Annotated in this window: 19 protein-coding genes; 11 read left to right on the top strand and 8 right to left on the bottom strand. The window is 52.7% G+C overall.

The annotated features are described in order from the left end of the window. Positions 1–17 precede the first annotated feature (17 nt). The 3 genes from rsmD to ACH50O_RS20805 are packed head-to-tail and all read right to left on the bottom strand — an operon-like array spanning position 18 to position 3,262. Complete coding sequence (rsmD, locus tag ACH50O_RS20815) at positions 18–602, bottom strand: 16S rRNA (guanine(966)-N(2))-methyltransferase RsmD (RefSeq protein ID WP_446809664.1); 585 nt, start codon at positions 600–602, stop codon at positions 18–20. Position 603: 1 nt separating this feature from the next. Then, positions 604–1,902 carry a M16 family metallopeptidase gene (locus ACH50O_RS20810; protein ID WP_446809663.1) on the bottom strand — a complete coding sequence of 433 codons (1,299 nt, stop codon included), beginning with the start codon at positions 1,900–1,902 and terminating at the stop codon, positions 604–606. Next, positions 1,892–3,262 (bottom strand): M16 family metallopeptidase, encoded by a 1,371-nt coding sequence (locus ACH50O_RS20805; protein WP_446809662.1) that lies wholly within the window; start codon positions 3,260–3,262, stop codon positions 1,892–1,894. The genes ACH50O_RS20810 and ACH50O_RS20805 overlap by 11 nt, the downstream gene beginning before the upstream one ends. A gap of 107 nt (positions 3,263–3,369) precedes the next feature. On the opposite strand from ACH50O_RS20805, the gene cyoE reads away from it, so the two are divergent. Continuing rightward, entirely contained in the window at positions 3,370–4,260 is an 891-nt protein-coding gene (gene cyoE, locus ACH50O_RS20800; RefSeq protein WP_446809661.1) for a heme o synthase, read from the top strand. Beyond that, positions 4,257–5,255 carry a glycosyl transferase family protein gene (locus tag ACH50O_RS20795; protein ID WP_446809660.1) on the top strand — a complete coding sequence of 333 codons (999 nt, stop codon included), beginning with the start codon at positions 4,257–4,259 and terminating at the stop codon, positions 5,253–5,255. The genes cyoE and ACH50O_RS20795 overlap by 4 nt, the downstream gene beginning before the upstream one ends. A gap of 25 nt (positions 5,256–5,280) precedes the next feature. Here ACH50O_RS20795 and ACH50O_RS20790 read toward each other — a convergent pair whose 3' ends face one another. Beyond that, positions 5,281–5,913, bottom strand: coding sequence for a PilZ domain-containing protein (locus tag ACH50O_RS20790; protein WP_446809659.1), 633 nt, complete (start codon positions 5,911–5,913; stop codon positions 5,281–5,283). Between the two features lie 125 nt (positions 5,914–6,038). Here ACH50O_RS20790 and ACH50O_RS20785 point away from each other — a divergent pair, with 125 nt between their 5' ends. The 3 genes from ACH50O_RS20785 (at position 6,039) to ACH50O_RS20775 (ending at position 8,399) form a co-directional block, all read left to right on the top strand. Next, positions 6,039–6,572, top strand: coding sequence for a transglycosylase SLT domain-containing protein (locus ACH50O_RS20785; RefSeq protein WP_446809658.1), 534 nt, complete (start codon positions 6,039–6,041; stop codon positions 6,570–6,572). A gap of 96 nt (positions 6,573–6,668) precedes the next feature. Beyond that, a complete protein-coding gene (locus tag ACH50O_RS20780) occupies positions 6,669–7,088 on the top strand; it encodes an FKBP-type peptidyl-prolyl cis-trans isomerase (protein ID WP_446809657.1) in 420 nt (139 codons plus the stop codon). A gap of 468 nt (positions 7,089–7,556) precedes the next feature. Next, positions 7,557–8,399 (top strand): hypothetical protein, encoded by an 843-nt coding sequence (locus ACH50O_RS20775; RefSeq protein WP_446809656.1) that lies wholly within the window; start codon positions 7,557–7,559, stop codon positions 8,397–8,399. Between the two features lie 463 nt (positions 8,400–8,862). On the opposite strand, the gene ACH50O_RS20770 is transcribed toward ACH50O_RS20775, so the two are convergent. Beyond that, a complete protein-coding gene (locus tag ACH50O_RS20770) occupies positions 8,863–9,438 on the bottom strand; it encodes a chemoreceptor glutamine deamidase CheD (RefSeq protein ID WP_446809655.1) in 576 nt (191 codons plus the stop codon). 287 nt (positions 9,439–9,725) lie between these two features. On the opposite strand from ACH50O_RS20770, the gene rlmKL reads away from it, so the two are divergent. The 6 genes from rlmKL (at position 9,726) to ACH50O_RS20740 (ending at position 16,524) form a co-directional block, all read left to right on the top strand. Then, entirely contained in the window at positions 9,726–11,921 is a 2,196-nt protein-coding gene (rlmKL, locus tag ACH50O_RS20765; RefSeq protein WP_446809654.1) for a bifunctional 23S rRNA (guanine(2069)-N(7))-methyltransferase RlmK/23S rRNA (guanine(2445)-N(2))-methyltransferase RlmL, read from the top strand. After that, positions 11,918–12,190, top strand: coding sequence for an acylphosphatase (gene yccX / locus ACH50O_RS20760; protein ID WP_446809653.1), 273 nt, complete (start codon positions 11,918–11,920; stop codon positions 12,188–12,190). The genes rlmKL and yccX overlap by 4 nt, the downstream gene beginning before the upstream one ends. A 224-nt stretch (positions 12,191–12,414) precedes the next feature. Further along, positions 12,415–13,341 (top strand): hydroxymethylbilane synthase, encoded by a 927-nt coding sequence (hemC, locus tag ACH50O_RS20755; RefSeq protein WP_446809652.1) that lies wholly within the window; start codon positions 12,415–12,417, stop codon positions 13,339–13,341. Then, entirely contained in the window at positions 13,338–14,120 is a 783-nt protein-coding gene (locus tag ACH50O_RS20750) for a uroporphyrinogen-III synthase (protein ID WP_446809651.1), read from the top strand. The genes hemC and ACH50O_RS20750 overlap by 4 nt, the downstream gene beginning before the upstream one ends. Beyond that, a complete protein-coding gene (locus tag ACH50O_RS20745; protein WP_446809650.1) occupies positions 14,104–15,276 on the top strand; it encodes a uroporphyrinogen-III C-methyltransferase in 1,173 nt (390 codons plus the stop codon). The genes ACH50O_RS20750 and ACH50O_RS20745 overlap by 17 nt, the downstream gene beginning before the upstream one ends. A 12-nt stretch (positions 15,277–15,288) precedes the next feature. Further along, positions 15,289–16,524: a heme biosynthesis HemY N-terminal domain-containing protein gene (locus ACH50O_RS20740; protein ID WP_446809649.1), complete on the top strand. Its 1,236-nt coding sequence runs from the start codon at positions 15,289–15,291 to the stop codon at positions 16,522–16,524. 6 nt (positions 16,525–16,530) lie between these two features. On the opposite strand, the gene ACH50O_RS20735 is transcribed toward ACH50O_RS20740, so the two are convergent. The 3 genes from ACH50O_RS20735 to ubiD all read right to left on the bottom strand — a co-directional run bounded on the left by ACH50O_RS20735 (position 16,531) and on the right by ubiD (position 20,447). Beyond that, a complete protein-coding gene (locus ACH50O_RS20735) occupies positions 16,531–17,613 on the bottom strand; it encodes an HD domain-containing phosphohydrolase (protein ID WP_446809648.1) in 1,083 nt (360 codons plus the stop codon). Between the two features lie 184 nt (positions 17,614–17,797). Further along, complete coding sequence (locus tag ACH50O_RS20730; RefSeq protein WP_446809647.1) at positions 17,798–18,934, bottom strand: PP2C family protein-serine/threonine phosphatase; 1,137 nt, start codon at positions 18,932–18,934, stop codon at positions 17,798–17,800. A gap of 40 nt (positions 18,935–18,974) precedes the next feature. Further along, positions 18,975–20,447: a 4-hydroxy-3-polyprenylbenzoate decarboxylase gene (ubiD, locus tag ACH50O_RS20725; RefSeq protein ID WP_446809646.1), complete on the bottom strand. Its 1,473-nt coding sequence runs from the start codon at positions 20,445–20,447 to the stop codon at positions 18,975–18,977. Between the last annotated feature and the right edge of the window lie 5 nt (positions 20,448–20,452).

Here is a 20,452-nt window from a genome sequence, read left to right as displayed (position 1 = left end):
AAAAAGGCAAAAGCGGCTTATTTTAAACCATTCGCCGCGGCAAAAGTATCCGATTGCTTTTGCAGCAGGTTGTAGCTGACTTCGCCGGCCGTCTTGGCTTTTAGCAAGCTCCAATCGGCCGGCAGATCGTCCAGCGGCCGATTGCGCTCGCATTCCAAATAAATTTTGGCGTAAGCGGCCAACCAGCCCTTGTCATCCAATAGTTTACAGGTCTGCCAAATTAAACCCTGGCCGAACGGCGGATCCAGAAATACCAAATCGAAAGGCTGCGCCGACCCGTTTAAAAAATGACTGACATCCTGCTGTACCAGCTTAACCTGCGCCGCCGCCAATTTGGCAATGTTCTCGCGCAGCTTTTGGCAACTGGCAGGGTTGTTTTCCACTTGTACCACCTGCCTGGCGCCTCGGGAAGCGGCTTCCAAACCCAAAGCCCCACTGCCGGCGTACAGATCCAGGCAGCGGCTATGCAGAATGTCGGCTTGCAGCCAGTTGAACAAGGTTTCCCGCACCCGCGACGGCGTCGGCCGCAAACCCGGCGCGTCGTCGAATACGATGTGCCTGCTGCGCCATTCGCCGCCGATGATGCGGATTTGGTTAGACATTTTATTTACCGGCACCCACCGTCACGGTTTGCAACAGCTCCGGTTTTACCCGGCGTTTGAAAGCATCCTTGATTTGCTCGATGCTGACGGCTTCGACATTGCTCTGAAAGGTATCCAGATAATCCAGCGGTTGCTGATAAAAGCCGATCATCGCCACATAGTCGGTCAGCTTGCTGTTGGTATCGAAACGCATCGCAAAGCCGCCGGTGATATTTTGCTTGGCGGCGGTCAGCTCCTTCTCGCTTGGGCCTTTATTCAGAAACTCGTTAAAAGTCTTCAGCAACACATCCAAGGCCTGCTCGGTCTGATCGTTGCGGGTTTGCAAACTCATCATGAACGGCCCCTGCCTGTACATCGGCGCAAACACACTGTAAGCGCCGTACGCCAAACCGCGCTTCTCCCGCACTTCTTCAAACAGCCTGGACACCATGCTGCCGCCGCCCAAAATGTGGTTACCCACATACAAGGCAAAGTAGTCAGGGTCTTTCCGATAGGTGCCGGGCAAACCGACCAGAACGTGGGTTTGTGTGGACGGAAACTCGATATGCTGCTTGCTGGCTTTGCCGGGCATCGTCACTACGGGGATTTCCGCAGGCTTGCTGCCCACCGGCAGCTTGCTTAGCACCTGATTAGCGGTTTGCTCGGCTTGTTCGCGACTGACGTCGCCGACGATGACCACCATGGCATTCGCAGCCACGTAGTATTTTTGATAAAAGTTTTTCAGATCGTCAGCGCTAAAACCGGCCACCGTTTCCACCACACCGGATTCCGGATGTGCATAGGGATGATCACCATACAACGCTTTATTGAAGGCAATCCCAGCTAGTTCTCCCGGCGATTCTTCCCGGTGTTTCAAACCGGCCAGGGTACGGGCTTTTTCCCGCTCAAAATCGGCTTGATTAAAGGCCGGCTTGCTCAACACGGTTTCAAAAGTCGCCAGCGCTTTGTCGAACAAAGCTTTCTCAGTCAATGTGCGCACTGCCAACCAGGCCATATCTTCACTCACGCTGGCTGAATAGTTGGCGCCTACCGATTCGAAACGCTGAGCGATGTCGTCGGCACTCAACTCGCCGGCACCGCTATCCAGCAAGGCCGAGGTCAACGCGGCGACGCCGAATTGCGCGTCGTCGCGGGCACTGCCGGCATCGAACACGACCCGGACATCCACCATCGGCAAGCCGACGGTGCGCACGTAATAAACCCGGCTGCCTTGCGGGGTTTGCCAGTTTTCGATTTTGGCGGCTGACCAGACGGTCTGGCTCAACAGCAATAGTGCCAAGCCGATTAAATTAAAACGCATGATGACCTCCTATGGCTTTTGCAGGCTTGGCGGCTTGGGTGATGGGTTGCGGGTCGAGATAAGCGACGGTGAGCGTATCCTCAATCAAATATTTCCGTGCCACTTCCCTGACCTGTTCGGCGGTGACTTGATTGACCTTATCGACATACTCGTCGGCTTTCTGCCAACCGATACCCACCGTTTCCAGCGTGCCCAACTGCATGGCTTGATAGAAGTTGGAATCTTTTTGATACACCGCGCTAGCCAACACTTGCGCCTTGATACGTTGCAGTTCGTCCTTGGCTATCAGTTCGTTCTTCAATTGATAGACTTCGTCCAGCAAGGCGTATTCCAAATCGAACACGGTTTTGCCTTCCGCCGGAGTGGCTTCCAGCAGGAACATCTCCGGCAAACGCGAGGTAAGATCGAAGCCGGCACCGGCCGATACGGCAATTTGCTTGCCTCTGATCAAACGCGAAGACAGGCGGGCGCTATCGCCGCCGTCCAGCACACCCGCCAGCACTTCCAGTGCATAGGCTTCCCATTCCGGCTTGGCGGTTTTTAATACCGGCACTTTATAGCCCATCATCAGGTAAGGCAGTTTGGCCGGCGCTTTCACGGTAATACGGCGCACACCGTGCTGTTCGCTTTCATCCTGCGGTTTTACCGGTTTCAGCACACTGGGTTGCAATGGCGCAAAATATTGCTCGGCGAGTTTTTCGACTTGCAGCGCATCGACATCGCCCACCACTACCAACGTGGCATTATTGGGCGCGTACCATTGTTGATACCAGGATTGCAGGTCTTCGACTTTATAGTTGGCTATATCGGACGGCCAACCGATCACCGGATTTTGGTAGGGGCTGTTGGTGAAAGCGGTAGCCATGAATTGCTCATGCACTTTCGAACGCGGCTGGTCGTCGGTACGCATGCGCCGCTCCTCGGTGACTACTTCCAATTCTTTTTTTAATTCCTCAGCTTTCAAATCCAGATTACGCATCCGGTCGCTTTCCAGTTTAAAGCTGATTTCCAGGCGCGATTTTTCCAGGGTTTGGAAATACGCCGTGTAATCCTGCCCGGTAAAGGCGTTCTCGTTGCCGCCGTTTTCGGCGATGATCCGGGAAAACTCACCGGCCGGATATTTTTGGGTACCTTTGAACATCATGTGTTCCAACATGTGCGAAATACCGGTAATACCGCCAGGCTCGTAACTGGAGCCGACTTTGTACCAGACTTGCGATACCACCACCGGCGAACGATGGTCCTCCTTTACCAGTAGTTTTAAGCCGTTGCTAAAAACATGTTCGTGTACCTTGCCGGCCTCGGCATGCGCCGCGACAGCAGGACAAAGCAGCGCTAACGCCGCAAGCCTATAGTTCATAAATCCCTCGTTGACTAAAAGATGGTGAGCGCTTGTGATTATTTTAATAATCAATGGTTCACTGTTATTCTATATGTTTAAAGACCTGCAAATCCATTTGGTACTTGATGACCGACACAACCTCCGCGCTATCCTGGAAAGACTACTTAGAACTCTGTAAGCCCAGAGTCGTCGCATTGATCGTGTTTACCGCCGTTGTCGGCATGCTGCTGGCCGTACCCGGCATGCCGCCGCTGGATAACTTTTTCTACGGCAGCATAGGCATCGCCCTAGCGGCCTCCTCGGCGGCGGCGATCAATCATTTCATCGATCAAAAAGCCGACGCGGAAATGGGCCGCACCAAGAATAGACCACTACCCACCGGGCATTTGAACTCGCACCAGGTATTGGTGTTCGCCAGCTTGATCGGCTTTGTCGCCATGGCCATCCTGACCATCAAGATCAATGTGTTGACCGCATTCCTGACCTTTTTGTCGCTGATCGGCTATGCACTAATTTATACGGTATACCTTAAAAAAATGACGCCGCAAAATATCGTGATCGGCGGCGCGGCCGGCGCCGCACCGCCGGTACTGGGCTGGGCGGCGATTACCGGCGAAGTGCATCCTCACGCCTTACTGCTGTTTTTGATTATTTTCGTCTGGACCCCGCCGCATTTCTGGGCGCTAGCCATCGCCAGACGCGAGGAATACGCCAAAGTCTCCATCCCGATGCTGCCGGTGACCCACGGCGTGGAATTCACCCGCTTACAGATTCTGCTGTACACCATTCTGTTGTTGATCACCACTCTGCTGCCTTACCTGACCGGCATGAGCGGCGTGATTTATCTGTTGGCCGCAGTATTGCTGGGCTTGGGCTTTATCTATTACGCGATCCAAATGATGCGTAAAAAAGACAATAAAACCGCGATGCGCACCTTCGGCTATTCCATTGTGTATCTGATGCTGATTTTCGCGGCATTGCTGATCGATCATTACTTTCCCCTGTCATTCTCATGAGCTTGTTGACCCAGGAACATCCGTTCGCGGAATTTATCAAGATACTCGGCAAGGGCAAAAAAGGTGCCCGGCCGCTGACAGAAGACGAAGCCTACCGGGCCATGCAAATGATTTTGTCCGACGGCCAAGTGGAACCCATTCAGCTCGGCGCGTTTTTGATGCTGATGCGCGTCAAGGAAGAAACCTGCGAAGAGCTGGCCGGCTTCGTGCAAGCCGCGCGGGAAAGTTTTGCTTTCGAATCAAAAGTGGCCGTCGACTTGGACTGGTCGTCTTACGCCGGCAAGCGTCGCCATCTGCCCTGGTTTTTACTGTCCACTTTGCTACTGGCTGAGAACGGCATCAGAGTATTCATGCACGGCGCCGGCGGCCATACTCAAGGCCGATTATATACAGAGAATGCGCTGCAAGCCTTGGGGATAAAGGCCGCGACGTCAATCGCGGAAGCCGGTCAACAGTTGGAGCAAAATAATTTCAGCTATCTGTCGCTGGAATATATTTGCCCGAAACTGTACGACATGATCAATCTGCGGCCGGTGATGGGTTTGCGTTCGCCGGTACATACATTGGTGAGACTGTTGAACCCGTTCGACGCCACGGCCAGCATTCAAGGCATCTTCCATCCCAGCTACCGGCAGGTACATCAAAAAGCCGCGTTGCTGCTGGATCAAAAACACATGGCGGTATTGAAAGGCGAAGGCGGCGAAACCGAGCGCAATCCGGACGTCGAGTGCCTGGTGCAGAGCGTCAATAACGGAGAACTTAACGACGAAACCTGGCCGGCCTTGTTCGAACGCCGGCATATGAAAGCCGAAGACATGGACCCGCAGTTATTGACGCAATGCTGGCGCGGCGAGTTTAACGACGAATTCGGCGAAGCGACCGTGATAGCCACCGCGGCGGTGGCGTTGAAGCTGCTGGGCAAAGCCGATGACCAAGCACAAGCTCAGCAATTGGCGACCGAATTTTGGCTGGCACGTAACCGGCAACGTTTTTGAATGGCCGACGGCTTAAGCCGCAATTTTAGCCAGCCTCCAGCGGCGGGTGGCTAAAGTTTGGAATACCCCTGATATAGTCGCGCTGCAAATGGAGATACTGCAAGCCCATCAGCGTGGAAATGTCGTCGTGATCGATCCAGACCACTTTCACCTCGCCTTCCAAATTCAAATGCTTGTAATCGAATTTGGCCACCGTGCCGTCCGGCACCTCAATTCTACCCAACATGCGTATCATCAAGCCATCCACCGAGACATTTTCGGTATTGAACGCATAATCGGTATCGTTGAAGACGATATGACCAGGCGCGGTCATGTTTTTGCGGTAGGCGCGACGGCTGTAGAGCAGATTATCGGTATCATAAGAAAGGTTGCGAAACTCGATGGCAATTTCAAAACCGTCCACGGTTGCTTCGGCCCGGACCATTTCGGCCTCGCCGGCTAAACGCATGTCCGGCAGATAAAAATCGACGATCGGCGAAACTTGCAAGGCATTAAAAATGTCTTTGATGCCGTTAACCTGCGGCTTAACCTTTAATTGCGCCAATAAACCGGTCAACGACAGATTCACGACCCAAATCTCGTGCTCTTCGAAGCCCAAATACAGCAATCCTTGGCTGGCCAGATTTTTGCGATAGGCTCGGTTTTCGGTCGTTGGCATAATAGTCCTTCCGGTTTGGCAGGGGCGCGCAAAGACGAGCCCTTTATTGCAATCTGATTCGCTAAGGTATGAATAGCAGAATAATTTGTCTCGCAAGTCTAGCGTTTTTATCAGCGTGTACAACCATGCCGCCGAAAAACCCGGAAAATATCTGTCAGATATTTCGGGAAAAAGACAATTGGTATCAAGCCACGTTGAGTTCCGCCCGGCGCTGGGGCGTGCCCATCGCGGTACAAATGGCGATTATTCATCAGGAGTCCAGCTTCGTCGCCGACGCCCAGCCGCCCAGACCTTTAATCCTGGGCTTTATCCCCTGGTTTCGTTCCAGCAGTGCTTACGGCTACCCGCAAGCCAAGGACGAAACCTGGGCGGATTACCGGCAAAAAGCCGGCAACAGTTGGGCGAAGCGCGAGGACTTTGCCGACAGCTGCGACTTTGTGGCTTGGTATTGCGCCACCAGCAACCGCACGCTCGGCATCCCCACATCGGACACCAACAAGCTGTATTTAACTTATCACGAAGGCCTCGGCGGTTTTCAACGTAGCAGCTACCTGTCCAAGCCATGGCTGCTGAATACCGCGCAAAAAGTCCATCAGCGCGCTTTACGCTACGATGCGCAACTGGCCACCTGCCGGCAAGAGCTGGACGCCAAAAACTGATAAACTAGCGCCCCCAACAATCTAACGGGAGTCTTCATGAAATCCACGAAACAACGTGTTATCGCAATTTTAATCGCATTTATTACAGGATTCGTTATGTTCTCAATGGCCAACGCCAACACCCCAGCCGAAAACAAAGCCGCGGGAGAAAAATTTCTGGCGGACAACGCCAAAAACACCGGCGTCGTCACGACCGCCAGCGGTCTGCAATATCTGGTGTTCACCGAAGGCGCCGGCGCTCAACCCAAAGCCACCGACAACGTCACGGTGCATTACAAAGGCACCACCATCGACGGCAAAGAATTCGATAGTTCCTACGGCCGGGGCGAACCTGCCACTTTCCCATTAAACCGCGTCATCGCCGGCTGGACCGAAGGCGTACAATTGATGAAAGAAGGCGCGAAATACCGCTTCTTTATTCCTTCCAATCTGGCTTACGGCGAGCGAGGGGCTGGCAGAGATATTGGGCCTAATGCGGCGCTGATTTTTGATGTTGAGTTGATTAAAGTCAACTGAGTTTTGGTGTCGCTGACGCGACGGATTGTTTAGAAGTCGGGTCTCGGCCCGACAGCCGAGATACTTTCTTTTGCGCCGCCAAAAGAAAGTATCCAAAGAAAAGGCGGCCCGGATACCGCTTATTCCCTGCGCTCCTCGCTTTTGCCGGGGGTTGACGAAAGGAGCTTCCTGCCCCTTCGTCAACGTGCGGCATCCTTGCCGCACCCCTCCGGGCTATTCCCGCCGAAAGCTCCGGTGCTCGGCGCGGCATACGGGGTAAACCCATCCCATAATCCAAGATCAAACCAACATACGTCGAGCTTCATCCTCAAGCATGTTGAAATATTGTTTTTGGCTCGAACAAAATCTGAATCCTTTTTCCAGCTAGACTTTGACATAACATATATATCACCCAATTCAGGGAGATATACAGAAACTATGTAATCACTTGTTAGGCCATTGTTAGCTTGGCTGTCCGAGGAATACTAGATGGAAGGAACAGAAGAGACTTCAGACCGTTACCCACTAAATATTGAGCTACCCTCGCTAAAGTCCCTGTTTATTGAAATATGTTTTGGAGAGGTTATCTTGAGTACAGGGACTGCAGTGTTGGCTGCGAAAAACAGGAGGTCTCGCTGTGCAATCATTACCAATCGGCATAATGTAACTGGTCGCCACCAAGAAACCGGTGAGTGTTTAAGTAAAACATTGGGAACCCCTGACAACATAATCATCCACTTCCACCGCTCAAAACCACACATTGGTGAATGGCTAAAGCTCAGATTGCCTTTGTATCGGGATAGCGGCGAGCCGTTTTGGATAGAACATCCAATACTCGGCGCAAAGGCCGATCTGGTGGCACTAAATGTAAAGTGGGGGGACGACGTTTTGTGTCTTCCGTACTACATCGAAAAAGATGTCGATAGAGTTGGAATGCTTGTCAGTCCAGCCGAGCCGGTTAGCGTTATTGGATTTCCATTTGGCATTTCCACAAGCGGTAAACTACCCGTCTGGGCCACTGGCTTTCTTGCTCATGAGCTGTCTTTAGTAACGGAAGAGAACCCGGTTTTCCTTATCGATTGTAGATCTAGACAAGACCAATCCGGATCTCCTGTAATCGCATTCAGGACCTCAGGTTACAGAAGCATTAAAGACGGAAAGATATCTTCAAGCTTATCCGCCAAAGAAGCATGGGAATTTCTAGGAATCTACTCCGGAAGAATTAACCCCGAATCTGATTTGGGTAGGGTGTGGCATGCAGACTCTCTCGCGACGCTTCTTGATGCTGCGGAGAATGACTACGAGACCCGTAGAAGGGCTACTAATGCATAGCAATCGCCCAATCGGGTAAACACGGTGGTCCGATTAGCCCAGCGTAATCGGACGCACGTTGGAATACGCTGTCCGCGTTGTCGCTAATTAAGCTAAACGACGCAAGGCTACATTTTTGCAAACTCAAATCCTGCAAATCACGCGTAGGTTCCCCCCCGCATGCCGCGCCGAGCACCGGAGCTTTTGGCGAGACAAATCGGCAGGATAGCCGATTTGCATGCGCAGCACCCGAAGGGCCAGGCACAGGGATGTGCCGAGTGAGTAGCCCCGAAGGGGTGCGGCAGCGATGCCGCACGTCGGCGGAGGGGCTGGGAATAAGCGGCATCCGGGCCGCCTTTTCTTTGGATACTTTCTTTTGGCGGCGCAAAAGAAAGTATCTCGGCTGTCGGGCCGAGACCCGACATTAAAACCAGCCGTCGCGCCAGCGACACAAAACCGACAAGCCTAACCAAAATAAGCAACTTTAAGCCAACATCCCCGCAAACAACCACTCAGAGTAAGCCTGCTCCCGCTCCAGAATGGTCTCATTTTTTATAACCTTGAGCTTTTTCACCAACACTTCGCCGGTTTCCGGAAAAAAGTACACCTTACGGGGATAGATGCCGAGCATGTCGTCAGCCATGACCGGAATGTTCCGGTTGGCCAGATAAGTGCGCAAAAACTGTGCGCTACGTGCACCAACATTGTTTCGCTGCATGCCGTTAAGAATATTACCGCCACCAAACACCTTTGCTTCCAAATTCTCCATTTCCGCGCCCATGTCGATCAGGCGGTCGATGAAACCATCCATGCCGGCATTCGCCATATTCTCCATGCGCTGATTGAGCGGCTGATCTTCATTGACGTTGACCACCATGAATTGATACATCCCACCGATGCCCTGTTGACGGTCTCTGATACAAGCAATAACGCATGAACCCGACACAGTGACGATCAACTCTCCGGAATTGGTTACGCAATATTCACCGGGCGTAATCTTGAAAGCACGAATGCACTGGTGCGGATCGTAGTAGGTTTCGAAGTGTTTTTGCGGGTACATGCCACTACCTTGAATATTACAGAAAGTTAAACAAGCAAATGCCGTTCAGAATTAATACATATAAAGCAAGAACAATGCCAAGTAAGAATTTGACCAGCACCTCAAATCTTTAGAATTTCACTGACTGACATCGATCTTCCGATTGTAAAACAGTTTGACACTCTTTGGCGGCTTTAACCGCCTGCTCTGGTGCAACGCTTGTTTGCGGCTTGCAAGCAAAAATATCCACCGCAGTAGCGGCACATTTTAGTATCCTACCCGACCATTCCGCATCCAGCCCGCAGACCATGAGCCAATACCCACTGTTCGCCACCACGCCCAAAGCGATGGAAGGCATTCTAGCCAACGAAATCAAAGCCCTGGGCGGCCAAAACGTTCGCGAAAAAATGGCCGGCGTGGCTTTCGACGGCGATCTGGCGCTGGCTTACCGGGTCTGTTTGTGGTCGCGTACCGCCAACCGGGTGTTTCTGCCCTTGAGTAGTTTCGAGGTCAAATCCCAGCAGGATTTGTACGACGGCGTGAAAAAGATCAACTGGTTTGAACACATCAAACCGGACGACAGCCTGGCGGTGTCGTTCAGCAGCAAAAACAATCCCGCTATCAACAACACCCATTTCGGCGCGCTGAAGGTTAAGGACGCCATCGTCGATCAAATGCGAGCCAAGTTTAACAAACGGCCCAATATCGACACCGACCGGCCCAGCATTCGCGTCAATGTCTATCTACACAATGAGACCGCACAACTCAGCCTGGATTTATCCGGCGAGAGTTTGCACAAACGAGGCTACCGCGACGTCAACATCGCCGCGCCGATCAAGGAAAACCTGGCGGCGGCGATTTTACTGCGTGCAGGTTGGCCGAAAATCGCCGAGCAAGGCGGTTCGCTGCTCGATCCCATGTGTGGCTCCGGCACCATGTTGCTGGAAGGGGCGATGATCGCCGCCGATTATGCGCCGGGTTTGCAGCGCGATTATTTCGGCTTCCTGGGCTGGAAAAAACACGATGCCGCGCTTTGGGAAAGCCTGCTGGACGAAGCCAAGCAACGCCGGGATATTGGCTTAAGCAAGATGCCGGTGATTGTCGGTTTCGATCAAGACCGCCGCACTGTGTTAGCAGCCTTGCAGCACGTCGAAAATGCCGGCTTGGCCGGTAAGATTCATATCGAACGACGCGATATTGCCGACGCGAAGGCGGCGGAAAGTTGGACTAAGGGCTTGATCGCCTGCAACCCGCCCTACGGCGAACGTCTGGGCGATGAGGCCGAAACATCAGAGCTGTATCGCCGCTTTGGAGAGGTGTTGAAACAACGTTTCGTCGGCTGGCAGGTAGCGATGATCATCAGCAATCCGGAATTGGGCTTTAGATTAGGCGTGCGTTCGCAAAAACCGATTACCCTGTTCAACGGCGCGCTGGAGTGCAAATTGCTGCGCTTTAATATCGAAGTGCAGACCTTTTTCGAACCCAAAGCCAAATCCCAGCAAGAACGTATCGAGCAAATCAGCCGGCGTACCGAAACCGAGCAGCCGGATAATCAGGCGGAAATGTTCGCCAATCGGCTGCGCAAGAATCTGAAAAAAATCGGCAAATGGGCCAAGCAAAACCAGGTCAGCTGCTATCGGCTGTACGACGCCGATTTGCCGGAATACGCGGTGGCCGTGGATGTTTATCAGGGCGAGCAGACCTGGGTCAACGTGCAGGAATACGAATCGCCGAAAACCATAGATCCGGCCAAAGCCAATCAACGTCTGGCCGGGGTCATGGTGGAAATCCCCAAAGTATTGGAAATACCCAAGGAGCAGGTGTTTTTAAAAATCCGCCGTAAGCAGAAAAGCACCGAGCAATATGAAAAGCAAGGCGAATCCGGCCGTTTCCACGTGGTCGAAGAAGGCGGTTGCAAGTTTTGGGTGAATTTCGAAGACTACTTGGATACCGGCCTGTTTCTGGATCACCGGCCGATTCGCCTGTTGATACAACAGCAAGCCAAGGGCAAACGCTTTCTGAATCTGTTTGCCTGTACCGGCAGTGCTAGTGTGCATGCGGCGGTGGGTGGCGCGGCGTCTAGCGTCACGGTGGACATGTCCAATACCTATCTGGACTGGGCCAAGCGCAACTTCGACCTGAACGGGATTCAAGGCGATCACAAACTGCTGCGCGCCAATTGCGTGGAATGGCTGGCGGAGCAAGCCGGCGCCAAGGACAAGCCGCAATTCGATCTGATCTTTCTCGATCCGCCGACCTTTTCCAATTCCAAGAAAATGGACGAAGCCTTTGATATTCAGAACGATCATCTGCACCTGCTACGCAGTGCGGTTGCCCTGCTGGCAGCAGACGGCGTGTTATATTTTTCCACCAACTTCCGCCGCTTCAAACTGGATAGGCAAGCCTTGGCGGATTTTCAGATAGAAGACATCAGCGCGAAAACCATTCCTGAGGATTTCGCCCGCGATCAAAAAATTCATTATTGCTGGAGGATTACGCGATGAGCGAGTGTTTGCACATCATCGTCAAGGGCCGGGTGCAGGGCGTTTATTTTCGCGCCTATACCCAAAAGCAGGCGGTGAAGTTAAATGTAAAAGGCTTTGTCAGAAATCTGGCCGACGGCAGTGTCGAAATCATCGCCAGCGGCCATGTGGAAGAACTGCAAAAGCTGGTGGCTTGGTGCCATAAAGGCCCAATATTGGCCAAGGTTAGCGAAGTAATCACCAACCCACATGAGGCAGGCGAGCATTTTGAGGTATTTGAGGTTAGGTAGATCGAGTAAGGCTAGGTATTTGTCTGAGCGATATTTAGTTTGGTTAACTGAATACCGTTTTCTCAATCTTTAGCCTACCTAATCCCTAGCAAGCAGTTTTCGACTGCCTAACAGCACAAACAACTTCTACCCACCTTCCCCGTCAAATCGGATTACAATAGCGAACATTTATTCCCAACAAAGGGCGCAGCTTAGACGCCCGCCAGCAATCGGCAGGAGCAGTTTTGGCTGACAGAATTATTCGTATCGCTACCCGGCAAAGTCCGCTGGCCTTGTGGCAGGCCGAGCATGTCGCGGCGCGACTGCAACAGGCATTTCCCGGCTTACAAACCGAGCTGGTAAAAATGGTCACCCGCGGCGACAAAATCCTTGATGCACCATTGGCCAAAGTCGGCGGGAAAGGTTTGTTCGTCAAGGAACTGGAACAAGGCATGCTGGAAGGCTCTGCCGACATTGCCGTGCATTCGATGAAAGACGTGCCGGTGGAGTTTCCGGAAAGCCTGCATCTGGCAGTGATTCTGGACCGGGAAGATCCTACCGATGCCTTCGTCTCCAATAAATATCGCAGTTTGGCCGAATTGCCGACCGACGCGCGCATCGGCACTTCCAGTCTACGCCGCCAATGCCAAATCAAGGAAAAATTCCCAAACGCGGAAATTCTTAGCCTACGCGGCAACGTCAATACCCGGCTGGCGAAACTGGATGCCGGTGAATACGACGCGATCATTCTGGCTTCGGCCGGCTTGAAACGGCTGGGAATGGGAGAGCGCATCACCGCCCAACTGGAGCCGACAGAAAGCCTACCGGCGATGGGACAGGGCGCCATCGGCATCGAGTGCCGAATCGACGACGCCGAGATTCACGAATATTTAAAGGTATTGCACGACGAAGACACCAGCATCCGGGTCGGCGCCGAACGGGCGATGAACGCCCGGCTCAACGGCGGCTGCCAAGTACCTATTGCCGGTTTCGCCGAAATTAAAGGTGAGCGCTTGGTTATGCGTGGCCTGGTCGGCAACCCCGACGGTTCTTTATTATATAGAGCGCACGCGGAAAGCAGCCTGGCCGATTTTGAAATCTTAGGCCGAACTGTAGCGGAGGATTTACTGGCACAGGGCGCCGATAAAATTTTACGCGAGTTGTATCAATGACACCCGCTCTGCAAGGCGCGCGGATTCTGGTAACTCGACCCGCCGCGCAAGCCAACAATTTGTGTAATTTGATAAATCAACGGGACGGTCTGGCCATACGCTTTCCAACTTTGGAAATTGTCGCAGCCCAGCCCGATTCGACTATATTGGCTCAGGCAGTAGCCGGCGACTGGCTTATTTTTACCAGCACCAACGCTGTGGATTTTGCTATCAAGGCGTTCGGTGGCAAAATGCCGGCCTTGCATAAGTTCGGAATTGCCGCCGTCGGTCAGGCTACCGCCAACGCTTTACAACAAGCCGGCTGTCCGGTGGATTGTGTACCGGCGACCGAGTTTAATAGCGAAGGCTTGTTGGCCGAGCCGAAATTGCAGGATGTCGCGGGTAAAACTTGCGTGATCGTCCGCGGTGTCGGCGGCCGGGAAAAACTGGCGGAAAGTTTGCGTAATCGAGGCTCCAAGGTGATATATCTTGAGGTCTATAGCAGGCGCCAACCGGTAATAGACAACAGCGAATTGCGCGGACATTTAACAAAACATCAGCTGGACGCAGCGATTATTACCAGCGTCGAAGCTTTACAAAATTTATTGGCAATGCTGGACGATGAGTCGGCGGCACTATTGAGAGCAATACCCTTGGTGGTGGTGAGCGAACGGGTCAGCGACGCGGCAAAACAGTTCGGATTTAAACAGATTGCAGTGAGCAAGCAGCCCACCGATGCAGCGATTTTAGAGACCTTGACGACGTTATTTAACGGGGAAAACAGTGGCCGAAGTAATTGAAGAACAACAAGAAAATCCAGCTCCGGTAGTAGTGGTTAAAAAGTCGCATGCCGGCCTGTGGGTTGGTATTGTCTCCATCGCCTTGGTCATCGCCCTGGCTGCCGCCGGTTTTTATTTTTTCCAGCAGTTGCGCAGCAGCCAGGACACCGAAAACAATCAGGACAATCTGAAGCTGATAGAGCTCGACAAGGAACTTAACGGATTACGCGATCAATTGAACGGCGTGCAATCGCAGATCGCCAACGTCAACGCGGAGATGACCGGCAAGGACAACCATTTTAACCAGACGCTGGCCGACTTTTCCAAGCTGCATGAAGAACGCCTGGATACCGCGCGCAAGGAGTTGGAATCCTCAATCCTGATGCTGCAACGGCAACTGGGTAAAACCCGCGGCGACTGGCTGTTGGCGGATGCGGAGTATCTGCTCACTGTCGCCAATCAACGTTTACATCTGGTAGGCGACGTCAATACCACTCGCGAAGCCCTTGAGGCGGCAGACCAACGCCTGCGGGAAAGCGGCGACGCGGCGGTATTTAAAGTACGCGAGCAAATCGCCAAGGAAATCGCCTTATTAAACGGCGCCACCGTGCCGGATATCGTCGGCATCTACGCCGGCATTCAGCATTTACAGGATGCCGTGGAAGGGTTATCGGTATTTCTGCCGCATGCCGGCAAGCAGCCGGAAAAACCGGAACCTAACAGCGACCTGTCCGAACACGGTCATGAAATTTTAAGCACCGTAGCCAAACAACTGGAAGGCTACGTGGTCTTGCGTCATACCGAACAACCGGTCAATGCCATCCTGACGCCCGAAGAAGCCCATTTCATCAAACAGCAACTGAAAGTGCGGTTGGAAATGATCGAAATTGCGCTGGTGCAACAGAACGATACCTTATTTTCCAGCAGCATTGCCGACGCCAAACAATGGCTGAAGAAAAATTTCGCGGAAAACCAGCAAACCGATAAATTTGTGGCGGAGCTGGACAAACTGGCCAATGTGCAGATTCGCAGCCAATATCCAGATGTCAGCGGCTCTTTGAAGCTGTTAAAGGACATCAGCAAGCTGCGTATCGAAACCGATAAAGCGGTGCTGAATAATCCGGGCGCGTCGGCGGAGACCGGCTCGACGGCCGCACCCTCCGCCGGCCAGCAATAAGCGAGTGGCATTATGAAAAATTTCCTGTATTTTCTCGGCTCCTTGCTTAGCGCCGTGCTGGTGGCGTTTTTGCTGCATAACTGGCTGGTCAAACAGAACGATCCCGGTTATGTATTGATCGGTTTCGGTCACTGGTCTCTGGAAACCTCGTTAACGGTATTTACCGTAACGCAAGTCATCGGCTTTTTCCTGCTATACAGTTTTTTCCGTTTACTGGGTGTATTGATTCGGATGCCAAGTCAGTTTGCCAAGCGTAGGCGCAACATCAAACTGAATCGCTCGCAAGAGGCCTTGATTGCCGGACTGTTCGACGCCGCAGACGGCAATTGGGAGCGTGCCGAAAAAATTCTGATCAAACATGCGGCACATAGCGGCGCGCCGTTATTGCATTATCTGACCGCAGCCAGAGCGGCGCAATCGCGCGGCGCGCTCGATAAACGCGACGAATATCTGCAAAAAGCCAACGAACAATCGCCGGATACCAATTTGACCGTAGGTTTGACTCAGGCGGAACTGCACCTGTCCGAACAACAGTTCGAACAAGCCTTGGAAACATTGGGCAAATTGCATTCGATCAATCCCGGCCATGCGCGGGTATTGAAAATGATGCATCAAGCCTATCAGCATCTTGGCGACTGGGAGGGCCTGAGCAAACTGTTGCCGTCGCTACAGCAACATAAGGTGCTGATGGAAACCGAAGTAAAATTGCTGGAAACCGAAACCTTCAGTCGCCTGCTCAAACAAACGATTGCGCAAAACGACCAAGATGCCATTCAGCGCTGCTGGGAAGGCATCCCGGAACATATCAAAACCCTGCCCGGCATTGCCAATATCTATTTTGCGGCCATGATCGCGGCTGGAGCGGGCTCATCCGTGGAAACGGCAATGCTGAAACAATTGGGCAAACATTGGGACGACACCCTGTTGGTGTTGGTCTCGAATATCGAAGCGGAAGACGCCGCCAAACAACTGCAATCAGTCGAACAATGGCTGGCGGTCTATCCCGGCAACGCAGTTTTATTAAGAGTGCTTGGCAAACTGGCGTTAAAAGCGACGCAAATGGAAAAAGCCGAACAATATCTGTTGAAAAGCTTGAATATCGAAGCCTCGGTCGCGACCTACCAACTGCTGGGCGAATTGCTGTTTGCCAAAGGTGATAAAGATCAAGCCTGCAATTACTTCAAGCGCGGCATGGAATTGGCTTCCGCTGAAGTGATCAGCGGCGTAGAGGCTATCGGCCCCGTTTAACACCCGCTAGTTTAAGCTGCTATTGTTAAACTCGTCGGCATGCTCTTCTTTAATTGCCAGGATTTCCGGCAAATTCTTCGTTAGCAACGGCACCAGTCTGGGATCGAAATGCTTGCCGGACTCGGCAATGATAAAGGCCAAGGTTTCGTCCAGCCCCCAAGCCGGTTTGTACGGGCGTCGCGACGTTAAAGCGTCGAATACGTCAGCCAATGCGCAAATTCTGCCGGCTATCGAAATTTCTTCCTCTCTCAACCCTTGCGGATAGCCGCTGCCATCCCATTTTTCATGGTGATGCTGAGCGATGATACGCGCCGTTCTCATCAGTTCGGTCGGCGATCCGGATAGAATATTGGCCCCCATTTCCACATGGGTCTGCATGATTCGCCATTCTTCGGCGTCCAATTTGCCGGGTTTCAGCAAAACCCGATCCGGAATACCGATCTTGCCGATATCGTGCATAGGTGCCGCATTGAGTATGATTTCCGCATCCGCTTCACCCAGCCCATAAGCCAGGGCCAACAGTTGCGCATATTTGCTCATGCGGATAATGTGGTTGCCGGTCTCGTTATCCCGGTATTCGGCAGCCAGACCCAACCTACGTATCACTTCCTGGCGAGTACGATAGAGTTCGTCGGTGCGAATTTTGACCTGTTCCTCCAAAAGCCGGTTTTGACCGCGCACCCGGTTATGCATTAAGCGCACTTCCAGTAAATTGTGGATCCGGGTAACGGCTTCGAGCTGATCGAAGGGCTTGGTCAAAAAGTCTTTCGCTCCCAAACTTAAAGCTTGCAGGCGAGTTTCCATATCCGATTGCGCGGTCAACACTAACACCGGCAGATAGTCGTCTTTAAAACGTTGTTGCAACTGCTGCATCACATCGAAGCCATTTAGATGCGGCATACGGATATCCAGCAAAAAGGCATCGAAACGGGTCGCGTCGCATAAGGCAACGACTTCGCGAGAATCGCAGGTCGATTGAATATTCCGATAGCCCTGCCGCTGCAAAATCTTTTCCAGCAATTTAACGTTGGCGGGTTCGTCGTCGACGATCAGAATGGCTGCATGCAGAATATGCTGTTTTAGGTCCACGTTTTTTTTCAATGGGGTCGGTGACGAATCGATATAAGCGTATGCAAGTGCAACTAATAAAGAGGACTGAAATAACCCGACCAATCTTTCGCTATTCGCAATCGATGCTCCGGAGAAATCAGAGTATAGCTAAAATAGCTCAAGACGCACTTTGCCGTCCGCCCAAGGCCAAGGGGCTTAGCCTTTAGCCGCAGCGAATCGCCATGCAGGATATATCGTCTTGCGTCTCCCTGCCGGCCATATGCGCGTCCACAGCCGTTTGTATCGCCGCCACCCGCAGGCCGGACGGCGCGATGCTAAGGGTTTGCAGCAGAGTATCGTGCCCGAACAAGCGATTATCGGGGTTTTGCGCATCGGTTAAACCGTCCGAGTACATAAACAATTCGCACTCGTCCCGCCAGTGCCAGATTTCACAGCCGTCGTCAAAGTCCCGATTGTCCAGAATGCCGGCGGACGGATGCGAGGAACGAAAGGTATGCACTAATTTGCCGGCCTTATCCAGCGCAAAAACCTCCGGCAATCCGCCATTCCACAACTCTACGGTTTGCCGCCTGGCGTCTATCATACCCAAGGCCAAGGCCACGAACCGCCCCACCGGCATTTGGCTGTACAACAGCCGATTGATTTCGCGCACGATAATCGGCACCGCGAGACCTTTTCTGGTCATGGCTTGAAACGCTTGATTGACGATAACCGTCGGCAATGCGGCCGCCAACCCATGGCCGGTGGAATCGGCCAATAAAAAATAGATTTGTTGGCTGCTAACCCGTCTGGCGCAAACCAGATCGCCGCTAAAACGTTTGGCCGGTTGCAACCAGAATTGTAGATGATCGTCTTTCAGGTCGCTCTGTTTGATCAAACGCTCGAAAATGCTTTGCAAAAACTGCTGCTCGTCCTCATTTTCGTCGTGATAGATTTTAAGCTGCTCCGTATCGGCAATGATCAGTTTTTGCATATCGATCGAGCGTTGCGCCGAGCTCAATTTGGCCGCGAGTATGGCCTTATTAAACGGCTTCTGCAGAAAGTCGTCGGCACCGGCTTCCAGACCGTCGATCACATCCTGTTCTTGGCTAAGAGCGCTAAGTATGTAAATCGCTATCCATTTATCCGTCGGCAGCGCTCTAATGGCCCGAATCGCTTCCAGACCATTCATGACCGGCATCATGATGTCCATCAGGATCATATCCGGCGCCTCGCTTACTACCAAGTCGACGGCTTGCTTGCCGTTTTCCGCCAGAATCACTTGATGTTGCATTTTGGTCAGCAACTTATCGAGCAGCGTTCTATTTTCCGGAATATCGTCGACAATCAATATTTTCATTAGGATTCGTACCGTTATACGCACTAGCCGGCAGTCTACCCTAACTAAATAAGCTATCCCACATCGAATCGACTTTTTTGATCACATCCTCGCTCATCACGATAGGCCTGCCCCATTCCCGGCTGGTTTCGCCAGGCCATTTGTTGGTCGCATCGAAACCAACCTTCGACCCCAAGCCCGACACCGGCGAAGCAAAATCCAGATAATCTATAGGAGTGTTTTCCAATATCGTCAAATCGCGAGCCGGGTCCATCCGGGTGGTAATCGCCCAAATCACATCCTGCCAATTGCGCACATCCACATCGTCATCGACCACGATGACAAACTTGGTGTACATAAACTGCCTCAAATACGACCAGGTGCCCAGCATCACCCGTTTAGCGTGGCCGGCGTATTGTTTCTTCATGCTGATCACGGCCATCCGATAAGAGCATCCTTCCGGCGGCAGGTAAAAATCGACGATTTCCGGAAACTGCTTTTGCAAAATCGGTACGAAGACTTCGTTTAAAGCCACACCAAGGATCGCCGGCTCGTCGGGCGGGCGGCCGGTGTAGGTGCTGTGGTAGATCGGCACCTGCCTTTGCGTAATGCGCTCGACGGTAAACACTGGAAACTCGTCGACCTCGTTGTAATACCCGGTGTGATCGCCGTAGGGTCCTTCCGGCGCGGTTTCGCCGGGATAGATAAAGCCTTCCAGGACGATTTCGGCGCTGGCCGGCACTTGCAGACCGTTTAGTCCTGGCGTCAGGCAGTTGGCGACTTCGGTCTTGCTGCCGCGCAGCAAACCGGCGAAGGCGTACTCGGACAAAGAATCCGGCACCGGCGTCACTGACGCCAATATCGTTGCCGGGTCCGCGCCCAGCGCCACAGCCACCGGAAACGGTTTACCCGGATGCGCCTGTTGCCATTCCTTGAAATCCAATGCCCCGCCGCGATGCGCCAGCCAGCGCATGATGACTTTGTTTTTGCCTATGACTTGCTGCCGGTAAATCCCCAGATTTTGCCGGTCTTTATTCGGGCCCTTGGTAATCACCAACGGCCAAGTGATTAACGGCGCGGCGTCTTCCGGCCAACAGGTTTGAATCGGATACACGCTTAAATCGACTTCATCCCCAACTCGAATCACTTCCTGGCAGGGTGCGGAACTGACTATTTTTGGAGCCATATTTAGCACTTGCTTGAATACCGGCAACTTTTCCAGCGCGTCTTTCATGCCTTTCGGCGGCTCGGGCTCTTTCAGATACGCCAGTAATTCGCCGATACCGCGTAATTCGGAAACGTCTTTGGCACCCATGCCCATCGCCACCCGCTTCGGCGTGCCGAACAGGTTGCCGAGCACCGCAATATTGGAGCCTTTCGGGTTTTCGAACAGTAAGGCCGGCCCGCCCTGCTTCAGAACCCGGTCGCAGATCACCGTCATTTCCAACACCGGATCGACTTCCGGTTTGATGCGTTTCAGTTCGCCCTGTTTTTCCAGCTGCTCGATAAAGTCTCTTAAATCTCTATATTTCATGCATT

The organism is Methylomonas sp. 2BW1-5-20 (assembly GCF_052474515.1).
The sequence above is the reverse complement of the archived record's forward strand: the minus strand, read 5'-3'. Positions and strand labels throughout refer to the sequence as shown.

What these genes read in the sequence shown, in the direction of transcription:
- rsmD (WP_446809664.1), bottom strand. Translation starts at nt 602, where the DNA reads ATGTCTAACCAAATCCGCATCATCGGCGGCGAATGGCGCAGCAGGCAC.
- ACH50O_RS20810 (WP_446809663.1), bottom strand. Translation starts at nt 1,902, where the DNA reads ATGCGTTTTAATTTAATCGGCTTGGCACTATTGCTGTTGAGCCAGACC.
- ACH50O_RS20805 (WP_446809662.1), bottom strand. Translation starts at nt 3,262, where the DNA reads ATGAACTATAGGCTTGCGGCGTTAGCGCTGCTTTGTCCTGCTGTCGCG.
- cyoE (WP_446809661.1), top strand. Translation starts at nt 3,370, where the DNA reads ATGACCGACACAACCTCCGCGCTATCCTGGAAAGACTACTTAGAACTC.
- ACH50O_RS20795 (WP_446809660.1), top strand. Translation starts at nt 4,257, where the DNA reads ATGAGCTTGTTGACCCAGGAACATCCGTTCGCGGAATTTATCAAGATA.
- ACH50O_RS20790 (WP_446809659.1), bottom strand. Translation starts at nt 5,913, where the DNA reads ATGCCAACGACCGAAAACCGAGCCTATCGCAAAAATCTGGCCAGCCAA.
- ACH50O_RS20785 (WP_446809658.1), top strand. Translation starts at nt 6,039, where the DNA reads ATGCCGCCGAAAAACCCGGAAAATATCTGTCAGATATTTCGGGAAAAA.
- ACH50O_RS20780 (WP_446809657.1), top strand. Translation starts at nt 6,669, where the DNA reads ATGTTCTCAATGGCCAACGCCAACACCCCAGCCGAAAACAAAGCCGCG.
- ACH50O_RS20775 (WP_446809656.1), top strand. Translation starts at nt 7,557, where the DNA reads ATGGAAGGAACAGAAGAGACTTCAGACCGTTACCCACTAAATATTGAG.
- ACH50O_RS20770 (WP_446809655.1), bottom strand. Translation starts at nt 9,438, where the DNA reads ATGTACCCGCAAAAACACTTCGAAACCTACTACGATCCGCACCAGTGC.
- rlmKL (WP_446809654.1), top strand. Translation starts at nt 9,726, where the DNA reads ATGAGCCAATACCCACTGTTCGCCACCACGCCCAAAGCGATGGAAGGC.
- yccX (WP_446809653.1), top strand. Translation starts at nt 11,918, where the DNA reads ATGAGCGAGTGTTTGCACATCATCGTCAAGGGCCGGGTGCAGGGCGTT.
- ACH50O_RS20750 (WP_446809651.1), top strand. Translation starts at nt 13,338, where the DNA reads ATGACACCCGCTCTGCAAGGCGCGCGGATTCTGGTAACTCGACCCGCC.
- ACH50O_RS20740 (WP_446809649.1), top strand. Translation starts at nt 15,289, where the DNA reads ATGAAAAATTTCCTGTATTTTCTCGGCTCCTTGCTTAGCGCCGTGCTG.
- ACH50O_RS20730 (WP_446809647.1), bottom strand. Translation starts at nt 18,934, where the DNA reads ATGAAAATATTGATTGTCGACGATATTCCGGAAAATAGAACGCTGCTC.
- ubiD (WP_446809646.1), bottom strand. Translation starts at nt 20,447, where the DNA reads ATGAAATATAGAGATTTAAGAGACTTTATCGAGCAGCTGGAAAAACAG.